Raw genomic sequence first — 13,123 nt, forward strand, 5'->3', positions numbered from 1 at the left:
ACATGGCACAGAATCAAAACAAAAATAATAGCATTCAACACGGCCTTGAGGCAGCTTCTGCAAACGCAACGAACAGCGAGGAGCAGCAGCAAGTACAGCAGTTATCGGAACAGGTACAGAACGCACAGTTGAATGTGAACGCAGCCGAGGAAGAGAACGTGCAATAAATGAAAAGAGAATCATCAGAGGCTGTCCAAAAAGCCAGAACATGGCGAACAGGGCAGCTTTTTCGTGATATCGACAACGTGTGGAGGTGGGAGTGGGAGAAGGGAGGAGCCGTTCGCTTCGGTACGCTTGCAGGGAAGTGGGGCTGTCCGTTCCAGGAGCCCGGCGAACTCGCCCGCAAAGAAAAGCCTCCGATGTTGATTCACTGAAGGATTGCGGACAAAGGCCCGTTCGCCGTTCTCCCTCCGCTGAGTAGGCACTCTCTTGCTCTTCCCTTCTCCCACTCCCCGCACAACGTTTCGGTTTACAAAAAACGCGTGATACCAGAACGGATTTGCTCGATCGTAACTGGCTTTTCGAAAGATGGCGTCCTTGTTTTTTTACTTGCATGGCAAAGCTCAACCTCTTGATGTTGCCTAATGATTTTTATCCAAACTGTGTCAGGAGCGGGATCGGGCGGGGCAATGGAACGCCTGTACGCGACTCCCTAGCGGAAGGAGGCAGGCGAACGGGCTTTTGCCCACAATGCTTCGCTGCAAATACATCGTGGGCATGTTTTGTGGGCGAGTTCGTCTGGCACCTAGAGTGGACAGTTACCACTTCTCCGTAAGCGTACCAAAGTGACGAGGCCCCGCCCGATCCCGCTCCTCCACCACACTTTGGAGAAAACCTTTGCTGGGCAAACGCCTGATTATAGGCGGATTGTCGAGTATTTGTACCATATGTTTTTCTCCGGGCATACCATGAGGGAGCAATCCATTCAGGAGGAGGGAAATGTATGTATCATCCATATATGTGGGCATATCGTGCGCCGCAGCCGTCAGGGCAGTCGATTGTACTTGATACGGCGATTGGCGATGTGAACGGGGATCGCGTGCCGGATCGCGTCTTTCTTGTCGGAACAAAACCGTACGGAGCGAGTAGTCCGCTGGTTGCTGATATTACGATCGTTGTGGAAGACGGACGAACGAAACAACACTACCGTATTCCACTTAAAGAAAATCAGGGATATGGACCTACGCTTTTCCTTGGTGACTTTACCGGGGATCATGTGGACGATATCATGGTCAATATGAGTTCTGGTGGTTCTGGTGGGATCACGTATAACTACGTGTATTCGTTCCTCGGCAACCAGCCGCGCAAGCTGTTTGATTTTGAGCAGTTCAACCGTACGCATACAGGTACCGTAACGTATGAGGATTATTATAGAGTACGAGTGGTAACAGAAAATCCAAAAAATGTGTACACACTGGATATAAACTATAAAGGTGCAGACTATCTGAACGAAATATACCGTCCAGATGGAAAATTGAAAGCTCCGCTGAGTGGAGACATTAATGGATTGGGTGGATTGTATCCGGTCGATTTTGACTATGATGGGGTGTATGAGTTGATGGCGTTCCAGCGCATTATTGGTCGCTATAATGCAGATGGTCTTGGCCTGGTTATGAATGTGCAGAAATGGCAGGGTGACCGATTTACCCCATTTAATCAATGGATTGCGATTAATGGATAAGCTGCTGCGAGAAAATAAGCGTTGCCGGAACGAAATTAGGCAGCGCTATTTGCTTTGCCTGGTGCGGTTAGTTGACGTTTTAGGAGATCCGTTGTATCCTCCTTACAGATAGATGAAGCGATCCAGATCGATTTACATGCAAAAAAGAGGCGATTTTGAGAATGGAAGAGCGAATTTTACTACTGCTTGGGTTATTAAAAGTACAGAGCCAGCACGGCTATCAAATCAATGAATTTATTGAGCGAAATTTAAGTCGCATTACAGATATGAAGAAGGCGACCGCTTATGCCACATTGAATCGGCTGCATCAGGACGGCTATATTTCTGTACGGACAGAACAGGAAGAAAACCGACCACCGCGCAAAGTATACTCGATCACAGAAAAAGGGGAGATGCGCTTCTGGGAACTGCTCCGGACAAGTCTGGCAGAAGTCGGACAGATGACGCTTCCGGGGGATATTGGCCTTATGTTTCTGGATCATCTGCCGCATGAAGAAGCGTTGTCGTATTTAAGGGCCCGGCTTCTAAAATTGGAGGAACAAATCGAAATGTATGCCAACATACCGTATCACGGCCCGCAGTCGAGCATTGATCTAACCGTGGATCGTCGTCTGCGCCTGTTGCAGAGCGATCGTGATTGGCTTACGGAAACGATTGATAGACTATCACAATTCGAAACATAAAAACAGCCTGATAGCCAGGATGGCACAGGCTGTTTTTATGTTCATTATGCATCAATGAATTTGAATGCCATATATGTACGGCTCGCGGGTGGCCACTACCGCTGTGCCATTAAACACAGCAGGTGTCGCTTCAATATTTGCGTTGAGTGACAGACGTGTACGTTCTACACCGTTCTTACCGTCCAGCAAGCGCAGCATGCCTGCGGAATCCCCTTGAAGAATGTACATGTTTCCATTTGCATCATATAGATCGACAGGAGAGGACCAGGCGTATGCGGTTGTTATCTGCTGCCATATTTCATGTCCATCTGTCTTATCCAGTGCCACGATCAATCCGCCATTGAATGTGTGGTAGCGGGCGATGGTAAAGACGACTCGATCTGCTGCTTTTTGTTTGCCGACAATATTGGTGGCTAATACACCACCGTTTACTGGGCGTGAGCCTTTCAGGGAGAAACACGGATAGGCTTTTTCCCACAGCACTTTTCCGGTGAGACCGTCGAGTTTGCGTATGAGAGCCGTGCCAGCTGTCCCCTGTTTATCTACTTCGCAACCTGTATAGAGCACTGGACGCCCGTTTTCTTCTTCGACGGTTAGTGTTGCATCTGTATCATCCGGTCCTGGTGTCATCCAGACAGGCTTCATCGTGGTAATATCGAGACATTGAATGACCCCACTATTATCTGCGAAATACACGTAATTTTTGTAGGCAGAAAGCGAATTTTCTGTCCCGATCTCTTTTTGACCGGCTGCCTTGTAACGATATTTGGTTACCGTTGGTTTTATCGTAATTGATGGGGTAGTCCGATTGAAAGTCGTATTGAGCTTAATGTTGTAGATGAGGCCATTTTCCCCGCCAAGGATCATCGTATCGGTATCGCCGTGAATAAGCGGAGCCCCGTCGAATGCGCCCCATTTCCGTCCGGCAATCGGGTCTTTTCCATCGAGAAAATACAGGAGGGACTGATCGATAAGACTAAAGATACGATAGCCGATCGCCCCAGTCTCTGGAATCCCCTGTCCGACGTACAGCAATGGGTATCCGCGTGGATCAAGCGTTACACTTCCTTTGATCGGATTGCGGATTAGAATGGGTGGCCGCGACGGTTTGCCTGTGGCAAGATCAAGGAAATAGATGCGCCCATCAAGCGAGGCGTAGATCACTTCTGTAAAATTCGGGCGATTCTTGAATTCTTCGTACAGATTCATCATAGCTCGTGTACGATCCGGCCAGCGGACAATTGCCGGCTGCCCGGTCCAACCCGCTCCACCGCCCCAGCTGCTGCGAGAAGTGTGTGCCTGCCAGAGCTGGCTCAGAGACGTAGCAGATTCAATGGTACCAAAAACAGGCATCGTCCGCTGCGCGTTGCCGCGAAACGTGAGGATACCTTCAATAGATGGAACATCCTGCGGGGAGAAAACAGGTAGCGGATCGGCATGAAAGGCTGCTAGCGGATGGCTGCCGGAAAATAGCGCATAGGATAGCCCAGGTATGGGAGCGGTAGTGCCTGCGAGTGGGGCGGGCGGACGACCGTCCGGCGGCTGCGTGGCAGAAGGTTGTGCTACCGTTTCTACAGCCGATGTGGCAGATTCCCGCTCGTTTCCCACAGGAGCTTGCTTGTGTGACAGATAAATCAGGATGGCAACTCCTCCGATTACAAGCGTACTAGCGCCAAGGAGCGCAAACATTAAGCGAAACATACGTCTACGATTCACAACGTAACTCCCTTTTTCTTAGTTCAGATGGTTTACTTTTTATCGTAACACCTTTTTGAGGGATGCAAAAGAGGGGAGAGTACGTGTGTGAATCGTATTACAGAATATCTTTGTTTTTTTTATAAAAAATCCATAGTGCTCCGAAAAAAACGATAAAACCGATATGGGGAATTAAAATTAATAACATCATGCCATGCATAACGATCAGCTCATTTCTTTGATAAGAGATTTTCAACCTTGTATATAGAATACTTGATTATGGAGGAAATGAACCCATCCACTTTATATTTTTATAGGCCATCCATCTGGTTTTTAGCAGATATTATGCAGTACAAAACCAGCCAATCAGGTTATTTTTTGGCTGAAGTTATTTATAATAAAGTGTATACTACTCAGGTTTGCAGGCAGAAAAGGAGGGGCTGACGTGGAATGGAAGCTAGATCGTTCAAGTCATAAACCGATGTATAGACAAATTATCGAGCATATGGAATATCGGATTTCAAATGGTGAGTATCCACCGGGCAGTTTATTGCCATCTGAACGTGTGCTTGCCAAGGAGCTAGAAGTAAATCGCAGTACAATTGTAACGGCATATGAAGAAATGCGTGCTTCTGGACTTGTTACAAGCAAGAAGGGGAGCGGGACAAGAGTGAGCTTGTTTGGACAGGAGACGGAATACAATCAGCTGCCTGATTGGGATCAGTATGTAATCGGAGGATCACTTTTGCCGAATGCGCCGCTCATGCGCCGCATTTTTAAAGAAGCCCGCAATGAAAAAGTGATTGATTTAGCCACTGGCGAACTATCGCCTGATTTATTTCCGCGAGCGCAGGTCGAGGAAAGGATGAGGGCGGCGAGCTTTACGTTTCAATCCGGGTATGAACACCAGCAAGGAAACTTGCAACTGCGTGAAACGATTGCAAGTCAGTTGAAACGAGATCGGGATATTGATACAGCGTCTTCGTCTGTTCTCATTACATCAGGTGCCCAGCAGGCGCTGTATTTAGTTATTCAATGCCTGCTTAAACCCGGTGATACGGTTTTGATTGAGGACCCGTCGTATTGTTATTCGTTGCCGTTGTTTAAATCGATGGGCATTAAAACATGTTTGCTGAAAGCGGATAAACATGGGATCAATCCGGATGATATTGTGGCGTTCCATCAGAAAAACAAAATTCGGATGATATTTTTAAATCCTACGTTTCAAAATCCAACTGGAGTTAGCCTGCATCCAAAAAGGCGAAAAAAGCTGCTTGAAATCGCCGTTGAATACGGCATACCCATCATTGAGGATGATCCGTATACGTTAACGGCTTTTGATACGCAAGCGCCTCCTACGTTGAAATCAATGGATGACTATGGTGTGGTCCTTTATATAAGTTCCCTTTCTAAAATTGTGTCATCCGGGTTGCGCATTGGATGGATCGTGGGTCCACAGCCGGTTATTAGTCGATTAGCCGATGTGAAGCAGCAAATTGATTTCGGACATAGCATTTTCTCGCAGTGGATGGCAAATGAAGTTTTGACCTCTCCGAATTTTGATGAGCACATTCAGGCGCTTGGTTCGACGTTGCGCAGGCGAAGGGATGCGATGATACAAGCTTTGTCCGATTATCTTCCGAATGAAGTGGAATTCTTGGTGCCAAAAGGAGGCATCCATCTGTGGTGCAGGGTGAAAAAACGTGTGAGTGAATGGAAATTGCTAGAACAGGCAATTGATCATGGCATGATTTTTATGCCGGGGAGTGCTCTCGGATCAAGCGAAGGATATGTCAGATTTACATTTGGTCGCACGGATGAGACGAACATAGAAGAGGGAATTGCCCGCTTTGCCAGCGCACTGCTTTTTAGCAAGTGAAAGAAAAAAGGAGAGGGAAGAGTGTCCCAAAGCTAGAACATGGCGAACAGGACAGCCTTTCTTGGGGGAGGTTTTCTCCAAAGTGTGGTGGAGGAGCGGGATCGGGCGGGGCCTCGTCACTTTGGTACGCTTACGGAGAAGTGGTAACTGTCCGCTCCAGGTGCCAGACGAACTCGCCCACAAAAGGTGCCCACGATGTATGTGCAGCGAAGCATTGTGGGCAAAAGCCCGTTCGTCTAGCCCCTTCCGCTAGGGAGTCGCGTACAGGCGTTCCGTTGCCCCGCCCGATCCCGCTCTAGCACACCTTGGTTAAACACCATCAAGCAATATCAAGAGGTCGAGCTTTGCTATGCAGGTAAAAAATAAAGGAAGCAGACTTCCAAAAATCCAGTCGCAACCCGAGCAAATCCGTTCTCCCAGAGCGAACAGCCACCGCTTCCCTGCAAGCGTATCTAAGCGGATGACTCTTCCCTCGCTCCTTCATTTTTTGATCTCACCTGTACGACGCTTTGAAAATATTCAGTATGTCCTCGGCAGTGAGCTCATGTGTGCCAGGAATAAACGGACGTCCGCCGCCGTTGATGCGGATCGTTTCGTCTGCCATCATAGCCAGGTCGCTTTCCTTAATATTCATGTCAGCGAGTGTGCTGTACACACCGATCTCTTTATACCAATCAATGAGCGCTTCGATTGCCAGCTGTGCTGCACATTCGTCATTCTGTTCAGTAATGTGGAATACATTACGCGCCAGGCGGGCTAGACGATGTGGTCGATCTTTTTTGATGACTTGTTCAAAATAGGCCGGGGTGATGATCGAAAGCCCACGCCCGTGTGAAATGTCATAGTGAGCAGAAAGCGTATGCTCCATGGCATGCACCGGGAAGGAACCGCCGCGCCCGGCATTAGCAATGCCGATTAGCGCCAGTGTGCTCGTCCAGAGCAGGTGCGAACGAGCTTCGTAGTGGGTCGGCTCATCAATGGCTTTTTTTGCATACATGATCGTATTGCGCAGCAAGCCCTCTGTGATCTCATCCTGCACGTTGGCGTGCTCATCCCCGGTTAGATATGCTTCATACAGATGGGTGAAAATATCTGCTGCCCCGTCTGCTGTATACGAAGCGGGTACGGTGTAGGTCAGCTCCGGGTCAAGAATGGCTGCTCTCGGGAACAGGCCCGGTCCGCCGATGCCGGATTTTTCTTTTGTATCCCAGTGGGTGAGAACGGCACCGGAATTTGCTTCTGATCCGGTAGCAGCTAGTGTCGGGATTGTAACGATCGGCAATGCTTCTTGAATGGGCAAAAGCTCGGTTGCCGTGCCGGCAGGATTGCCGCGCATGTAATCATAGATAGGACGATTAGAGAGTGTAGCTGCTGCAATGGCTTTAGCTGCATCCATTGTGGAACCGCCACCCAATGCAACAATTACATCGCAGTTTTCCTCACGGGCGATGCGTGCACCGTCATCAACCGTTGTCGTGCGTGGATTTGATTCAACGCGGTCAAACAGCACATACGCAAGCTTCGCCTGTGTGAACGACGCGATCACCCGATCCAGTACTCCGGTTTTTTTCGTGGAAGAGCGGCCGGTGACCAGCAGTGCTTTTGTGCCATACTGGCACGCCACTTCCCCTGCTTTTTCGACCTCTCCTTTGCCGAAGTGAATGCGGGTTGGCATATGAACAGTAAAATTTAACAAAACACGTTCCCCCTTTGTATGGATACACTTTCTATACTACCCAACTATCCTTTTGATAAGCAAGGAGGGGAAGTATTATCAGAATAGTTGTCTGAAAATTCTGTGCGTGATACGATAGAAAGAAAAGGGGAACGACACCATGAGATGGACATTGCCTATTCACACAAACGGGGTGCTTCTATCAGTCTTTATTGGGCTGGTTGTGGGGCTTTTTATGTATGGTAAACCGGTCGAGAATACGATACACGTAGGAACGCCAAGCGGCAGCTTCCTGATTGAATCAGATCAGCTCGTACGCGGTCCACAGATGGAGATTGAAGCGACATTGCGTACGTATATGCTATCGAATTTCGGGATGCCACGCATGCGGGCGGCATGGTTTGAAGAGATTCAGGAATATCGTGCTGAAATTCATGAGAAGTCTGTCACCATTAAAGTCATGATGCTTGATTCCGCTTCACGTGAAGACGTACAGGCGGTATACAACGCCGTGCAAGGCTTTGCCAAAACACGTCTGCCCCAGTCGCTGCAGCCAGCTTATATCGTCGTGACGGATACATACAAAAAGGAGCGGCGTGATGCCACTCCCCTTAGATAAATGGACTAACCTGATAGCCTTCTCGTGCGAGCCGCTGCTCGATGCGGGTAATATGTGCTTGATTATTTGTTTCAAGCGACAGCTCTACTTCCGCCTGTCCGGGTACAATACGTGGGCTGATTCGATTATGGTTGATTGCGATCACATTGGCACGTTCCTCAGCGAGAATGCTGAGCAGTCGATTGAGATAGCCCGGTTTATCCTGAATCGTCGTGAAGAAGCGAACGTAGCGGCCTGATTCGATGAGACCGTGTTCAATAATGCGCGACATGAAGGTTATATCCACATTGCCGCCGCTTAAAATCACAGCGATTTTTTTGCCGGTAAACGGAACGCGTTTATAGAGGAGAGGAGCAAGAGCAGACGCTCCCGAACCTTCAACAAGCAGTTTACTCCGTTCAAGCAGATACAGCATCGTGCGGGAAATTTCAATATCTTCTACGAGAAAAATATCATCGACATACTGCTGTACGAGAGCAAAGGTGAGCGTTCCTGGCTTTTTAACTGCGATGCCGTCTGCAATTGTCCCGGTACTTGTCACGGGTGTTACGACACCTGCACTTCGTGAGGCATGCATGCCCGCGCAGGCAGCTGCCTGGACGCCGTATATTTTTACATCTGGCCGGATGGCTTTTACGGCAGCTGCCATACCAGCAATTAGCCCACCGCCGCCAATCGGACAGAAAATGGCATCTACATCGGGCAGTTGTTCGAGAATTTCAAGGCCGATGGTGCCCTGACCTTCCATGATGCGCTCATCGTCAAACGGATGGAGAAAAGTAGCCCCGGTTTCCTGCTGTACTACATAGGCATGCGCCAGCGCTTCATCGAATGACTGGCCATGCCGAATGACTTTTGCGCCGTATGATTCCGTTGCCTGTGCCTTGCTAAGTGGCGCTCCTTCTGGCATCACGATCGTACATTCAATGCCTGCCTGTGCGCTACTGAAGGCCACTCCTTGTGCATGATTGCCGGCGGAAGCAGCCACCACCCCGTGCGCTTTTTCTTCAGGTGTAAGAGAGGCGATTTTATTGTAGGCCCCCCGCACTTTGAAGGAGCCGGTTTTTTGCAGATTTTCAAGCTTCAGATACAGTTCATTGCCTGAGATACGGCTAAACGTAGTGGAATAATCAAGCGGTGTGCAGCGGACAATCCCGGCAAGTTGGGCCCTAGCCGCCCGAATGCTTTCAATCGTAACCATACAATTCCTCCTTTATGGTATAGATTTCCCCTGTGTTTTAGAATCAGACACGATATATTCATCTTTAATTAACAAATAGCGCTCCATTTCCTGTAGAAAATAAAACAGGTTGGCTCGAATTTCAAATTCTTCCCGACTTTTTGGTAGCTCTGTCTGTTCGAAATCCCGCTTCAACTGCCAGATCTGATCAAGGAATACATAGGCGGTATTACCTGAGTGAATATGGTCGCTTAAGTCATCTAGGAAGTCTGCGATTTTTTCGCCCTGTGATACAGAATATAGAAGCGTGGAGATAAGGGGAACCATTCGCTCCAGCAGGTGAAACTGTTGTTCTCGCATGTGAAAGTAATGATAGTAATGGTCCTGCTTACGGAATAGATGATTTTCGACATTTTGAATGGCCAGGCTTTTTGCAGCGTTTATGAGCTCCGGTGTTTCGAGCAGCTCATGTCCATCCCATGAACTTTCGTGATTGCGTAAATAAACGACAAGTTCCTTCATAATCACCCGAAAGTTAGCTTCTACTTTTTGCTGATATTTTTTCAGCTCGATTTCCATGCTAGGCATGTAAATATTCATCAGAAGCCCGATGCCAAGCCCAATGCTCATAATGGCTAGCTCATTTGTGAAAAAGGCAACCGAGACTTTTTGTGTGGTGTATAGATGAAACAAAATAACGCAGGAAGTTACGAACCCCTCTTGAATGCGTAGCCGGACTAGTAGCGGCACGAGGCATAGCAACAGAATAAAAATGGTAACCGGATGATAGCCGAGAAAAGAAAACAGCACCAAACCGAGTAGCAGTCCGAGTACGCAGGAAAAAAAGCGGGCAAATGCATTTTTGATCGAGCGTTTTTTGGTCACCTGCACGCTCAGGATGGTTAGAATGCCGGCTGAAGCCGCGAATTGCAGACCGAGCCATTGGGCGAGAAAAATGGAAAGGGATGTTCCAATTGCGGTTTTAATTGTGCGATAGCCAATTTTCATAGGAGTCCTCCTTGTGCATGTGTACGCAAAAAAAGGAGGTCAAGCCTCCTTTTTACAAAGTTGTTCCTGATACAGTACTACATTTTAGAGTGAGAAAAAAGGTCTATCTTTATTTTTATCATACTTGGCCGACATCATGCTGGCCGATGATGAGTGTGACTGCTTCTAAATAGACAGAAGCCGGACGATCCGGTTGTGTTAAATCCATGCTGACCTCGATTACTCGGAACTGCACCTTTTCATTCTGTCTTAGATCGTATACGACGGTGAATTCTTTTAAGCCGAGGGCATGCGTTGTAATGACACAAGATGGTGTTACAACAGGAAGATCAAATTCTCCATGGTAAAAATCCGTTTCGCTCAGCAATTCGTTGTTGAAATCGACAATTTTTACAGTCTGATGGATATCATATTTCATAAATAAATCCCTCCTATACATAATAGTGTAAACAAAGGGTATAAATGGTTCTAGAAGGAATTTTGTAAGTGCGAAAATGGGTTGTATAAACAATATACATCGTGACTAATCCTATAAAAAGCAGCGTCAAGTCAGAGGACGTCTTCGTACCTCATCTGGCTTGACGCTTTTTTTTATTTTTATGGACTGTTGACGAATCAAAGCATCCGATGTATTATACCTACAAGGGTATATACCTTAAGGGGTATGAAGAGAGGAGGAATCAATCATGACAGTATCAGCGATGAGCGCAAAAGAGCTTCACGACAAAATGAATAGTGGGAAGTCAGTATTTATTCTAGATGTACGTAATCCGGATGATTACAATGATTGGAAGATTGAACATCGGAATCTAGTAGATGTTAACATTCCGTATTTCGATTTTTTGGATGACAATGAAGATATGTATAATCCGCTTCCGAAAGATACAGAGATTGTGATCGTATGTGCCAAAGGTGGAAGCGCCAAAATGGTAGCCGAGATGGTGGATAAGCGCGGATATACGACCAGCTATCTCGAGGAAGGTATGCTTGAGTGGAGTCAGTTTTACCACACGGTTACGGTAGTAGATGAACCAAAGATGAAGATTATCCAGGTCAACAGACTTGCAAAAGGCTGCCTGTCGTACATGGTTATGTCGAATGGAAAAGCGATGGTTGTCGATCCGGGTCGTCACTACGAAGAGTATTTGAAGCTAGCTAAGGAGGAGCGGGTCCAAATCACACATATTATGGATACACACTTGCATGCAGACCATATCTCAGGCGCACCGGAATTGGCGAAGCAAACAGGAGCGAGCTATCATATTTCTCGCAGTGAAATGCAAGGATCAGACATCATCCCATATCATGCACTGGAAGACAAACAGACATTTCAGATTGGAGATGTTGACGTAAAAGTAATGGCCATTCCAACACCTGGTCATACCCCTGGGAGTGTATCGTTCCTCGTGCAGGATCGCTATCTCTTATCAGGTGATACCATTTTTGTCGGTGGACTTGGGCGCCCGGACCTGGGTGGGAAGGCACGTGAATGGGCGCAATCCCTGTATGATACTGTATTTACCCATATTGAGAATATGAACGATGACACCCTTGTGCTTCCGACACACTATACGGATCTCCGTGAAGTGAATGAGCAGGGCATTGTCGGTGCGAAGCTCGGGGAGATTCGAGAGAAGAATCAGGTAATGCGCACAAAAGATCGTGAGCTGTTTACCGAGATGGTTGCAGGTACATCTGGTGCGACACCACCAAACTATGACGAAATCCTTAAGATTAACCGTGGTGATGTACAGGTCCCGCTTGATGTAGCAACGGAACTTGAGATTGGTCCAAACCGCTGCGCGATTCATCATTCGTAAGCTAACATACACCAGTAAACACCATTGACAGGCAGATTACAGTGCGCAACAACATACCTATAAGAGTATATACCTGGTGAGGTAGGTATCATATGAGATGAAGAAAGGTGAGATGCAAAATGGCAAAACGTGTAGCTATTATCGCAAGTAACGGAGGTATGTTTGACGCATACAAAGTATTTAACATCGCAACCGCATCCGCAGCAACGGACGCAGAAGTGGCAATCTTCTTCACATTCGAAGGGTTGAATTTGATTCACAAGCAAGGTCACCAGCAGCTTCCGATGCCAGCAGGCAAAGAGCATTTTGCGGAAGGATTCAAGCAGGCGAACGTCCCAGGTATCCCGGAACTTGTGAGTATGGCACAGGAGATGGGCGTGAAGTTTATTGCCTGTCAGATGACAATGGATGTAATGAACTTGAAAAAAGAAGATTTTGTAGAGGGTGTTGAGGTAGGCGGTGCGGTAACGTTCCTTGATTTTGCCTACGATGCAGATGTATCCCTGACATTCTAAACGACAGTAGAGGAGGAGATAAACGATGAATGCAGATGTTAAAGTAGATGCAAAAGGTCTTTCCTGCCCGATGCCAATTGTACGGGCAAAAAAAGCGATAGATGCGCTGGAAAGTGGCCAGGTGATGGAGCTTGAGACAACCGATAAAGGATCGGTTAATGACTTTCAGGGATGGGTGAAACAGACTAACCATGAGATGCTCGGCACGGAAGAAGAGAACGGGGTATACCGCTTTTTTGTAAAAAAAGTCTAGATTCATAAAGAATACCATCCGTCTACTTATCTTATAGAAAGGATGGTGTTCTTTTGTTTTTATGATACTTTTGTACTATAATTAAGCAAATTGATATCAAACTTATTTGAAACTT

General features: G+C 47.3%; 15 protein-coding genes. 9 read left to right on the plus strand and 6 right to left on the minus strand.

Translation table 11 applies throughout. The features are described from left to right. Positions 1-2: 2 nt before the first annotated feature. Together CB4_RS20975 and CB4_RS11050 are read left to right on the plus strand one after the other, a co-directional pair. Positions 3-167: a hypothetical protein gene (locus tag CB4_RS20975; protein WP_157737936.1), complete on the plus strand. Its 165-nt coding sequence runs from the start codon at positions 3-5 to the stop codon at positions 165-167. After that, positions 168-374: a hypothetical protein gene (locus tag CB4_RS11050; RefSeq protein WP_096465850.1), complete on the plus strand. Its 207-nt coding sequence runs from the start codon at positions 168-170 to the stop codon at positions 372-374. A 384-nt stretch (positions 375-758) separates the two neighbouring features. Here the strand turns inward: CB4_RS11050 and CB4_RS21860 are convergent, their stop codons facing one another. Next, complete coding sequence (locus CB4_RS21860) at positions 759-887, minus strand: hypothetical protein (protein WP_258365600.1); 129 nt, start codon at positions 885-887, stop codon at positions 759-761. A 56-nt stretch (positions 888-943) separates the two neighbouring features. Between CB4_RS21860 and CB4_RS11055 the strand changes: the two genes are divergently transcribed. Further along, positions 944-1,681, plus strand: coding sequence for a spore coat protein (locus CB4_RS11055; RefSeq protein WP_096465851.1), 738 nt, complete (start codon positions 944-946; stop codon positions 1,679-1,681). A gap of 161 nt (positions 1,682-1,842) precedes the next feature. Continuing rightward, positions 1,843-2,364 carry a helix-turn-helix transcriptional regulator gene (locus tag CB4_RS11060; RefSeq protein WP_096465852.1) on the plus strand — a complete coding sequence of 174 codons (522 nt, stop codon included), beginning with the start codon at positions 1,843-1,845 and terminating at the stop codon, positions 2,362-2,364. A 51-nt stretch (positions 2,365-2,415) separates the two neighbouring features. On the opposite strand, the gene CB4_RS11065 is transcribed toward CB4_RS11060, so the two are convergent. Then, positions 2,416-4,080, minus strand: a complete 1,665-nt coding sequence (locus CB4_RS11065) for a PQQ-binding-like beta-propeller repeat protein (protein WP_096465853.1) — start codon at positions 4,078-4,080, stop codon at positions 2,416-2,418. Positions 4,081-4,504: 424 nt separating this feature from the next. Here CB4_RS11065 and pdxR point away from each other — a divergent pair, with 424 nt between their 5' ends. Next, on the plus strand, positions 4,505-5,938 hold the full coding sequence (gene pdxR / locus CB4_RS11075; RefSeq protein WP_096465855.1) for a MocR-like pyridoxine biosynthesis transcription factor PdxR: 1,434 nt from the start codon (positions 4,505-4,507) through the stop codon (positions 5,936-5,938). A 493-nt stretch (positions 5,939-6,431) separates the two neighbouring features. On the opposite strand, the gene CB4_RS11080 is transcribed toward pdxR, so the two are convergent. Then, positions 6,432-7,634 carry an iron-containing alcohol dehydrogenase gene (locus CB4_RS11080; RefSeq protein WP_231955971.1) on the minus strand — a complete coding sequence of 401 codons (1,203 nt, stop codon included), beginning with the start codon at positions 7,632-7,634 and terminating at the stop codon, positions 6,432-6,434. Between the two features lie 139 nt (positions 7,635-7,773). Here CB4_RS11080 and CB4_RS11085 point away from each other — a divergent pair, with 139 nt between their 5' ends. Continuing rightward, a complete protein-coding gene (locus CB4_RS11085; RefSeq protein WP_096465856.1) occupies positions 7,774-8,232 on the plus strand; it encodes a hypothetical protein in 459 nt (152 codons plus the stop codon). Here the strand turns inward: CB4_RS11085 and ilvA are convergent. The 3 genes from ilvA to CB4_RS11100 all read right to left on the minus strand — a co-directional run bounded on the left by ilvA (position 8,225) and on the right by CB4_RS11100 (position 10,838). Beyond that, a complete protein-coding gene (gene ilvA / locus CB4_RS11090; protein ID WP_096465857.1) occupies positions 8,225-9,433 on the minus strand; it encodes a threonine ammonia-lyase in 1,209 nt (402 codons plus the stop codon). The genes CB4_RS11085 and ilvA overlap by 8 nt on opposite strands. A 12-nt stretch (positions 9,434-9,445) precedes the next feature. Continuing rightward, complete coding sequence (locus CB4_RS11095) at positions 9,446-10,420, minus strand: aromatic acid exporter family protein (RefSeq protein WP_096465858.1); 975 nt, start codon at positions 10,418-10,420, stop codon at positions 9,446-9,448. Between the two features lie 118 nt (positions 10,421-10,538). Next, positions 10,539-10,838: a hypothetical protein gene (locus CB4_RS11100; RefSeq protein ID WP_096465859.1), complete on the minus strand. Its 300-nt coding sequence runs from the start codon at positions 10,836-10,838 to the stop codon at positions 10,539-10,541. Between the two features lie 268 nt (positions 10,839-11,106). On the opposite strand from CB4_RS11100, the gene CB4_RS11105 reads away from it, so the two are divergent. From CB4_RS11105 to CB4_RS11115, 3 genes are all read left to right on the plus strand, one after another. Further along, on the plus strand, positions 11,107-12,240 hold the full coding sequence (locus CB4_RS11105; protein ID WP_096465860.1) for an MBL fold metallo-hydrolase: 1,134 nt from the start codon (positions 11,107-11,109) through the stop codon (positions 12,238-12,240). A 119-nt stretch (positions 12,241-12,359) separates the two neighbouring features. Then, a complete protein-coding gene (locus CB4_RS11110; protein ID WP_096465861.1) occupies positions 12,360-12,755 on the plus strand; it encodes a DsrE/DsrF/DrsH-like family protein in 396 nt (131 codons plus the stop codon). A 25-nt stretch (positions 12,756-12,780) separates the two neighbouring features. Beyond that, positions 12,781-13,008 carry a sulfurtransferase TusA family protein gene (locus CB4_RS11115; RefSeq protein WP_096465862.1) on the plus strand — a complete coding sequence of 76 codons (228 nt, stop codon included), beginning with the start codon at positions 12,781-12,783 and terminating at the stop codon, positions 13,006-13,008. The last annotated feature ends 115 nt before the right edge of the window (positions 13,009-13,123 follow it).

The sequence above is a fragment of the Aneurinibacillus soli genome, from assembly GCF_002355375.1.
Lineage (GTDB): Bacteria > Bacillota > Bacilli > Aneurinibacillales > Aneurinibacillaceae > Aneurinibacillus > Aneurinibacillus soli.

What these genes read in the sequence shown, in the direction of transcription:
- CB4_RS11095 (WP_096465858.1), bottom strand. Translation starts at nt 10,420, where the DNA reads ATGAAAATTGGCTATCGCACAATTAAAACCGCAATTGGAACATCCCTT.
- CB4_RS11055 (WP_096465851.1), top strand. Translation starts at nt 944, where the DNA reads ATGTATCATCCATATATGTGGGCATATCGTGCGCCGCAGCCGTCAGGG.
- CB4_RS21860 (WP_258365600.1), bottom strand. Translation starts at nt 887, where the DNA reads ATGGTACAAATACTCGACAATCCGCCTATAATCAGGCGTTTGCCCAGC.
- CB4_RS20975 (WP_157737936.1), top strand. Translation starts at nt 3, where the DNA reads ATGGCACAGAATCAAAACAAAAATAATAGCATTCAACACGGCCTTGAG.
- ilvA (WP_096465857.1), bottom strand. Translation starts at nt 9,433, where the DNA reads ATGGTTACGATTGAAAGCATTCGGGCGGCTAGGGCCCAACTTGCCGGG.
- CB4_RS11110 (WP_096465861.1), top strand. Translation starts at nt 12,360, where the DNA reads ATGGCAAAACGTGTAGCTATTATCGCAAGTAACGGAGGTATGTTTGAC.
- CB4_RS11060 (WP_096465852.1), top strand. Translation starts at nt 1,843, where the DNA reads ATGGAAGAGCGAATTTTACTACTGCTTGGGTTATTAAAAGTACAGAGC.
- CB4_RS11115 (WP_096465862.1), top strand. Translation starts at nt 12,781, where the DNA reads ATGAATGCAGATGTTAAAGTAGATGCAAAAGGTCTTTCCTGCCCGATG.
- CB4_RS11085 (WP_096465856.1), top strand. Translation starts at nt 7,774, where the DNA reads ATGAGATGGACATTGCCTATTCACACAAACGGGGTGCTTCTATCAGTC.
- CB4_RS11105 (WP_096465860.1), top strand. Translation starts at nt 11,107, where the DNA reads ATGACAGTATCAGCGATGAGCGCAAAAGAGCTTCACGACAAAATGAAT.
- CB4_RS11100 (WP_096465859.1), bottom strand. Translation starts at nt 10,838, where the DNA reads ATGAAATATGATATCCATCAGACTGTAAAAATTGTCGATTTCAACAAC.
- CB4_RS11050 (WP_096465850.1), top strand. Translation starts at nt 168, where the DNA reads ATGAAAAGAGAATCATCAGAGGCTGTCCAAAAAGCCAGAACATGGCGA.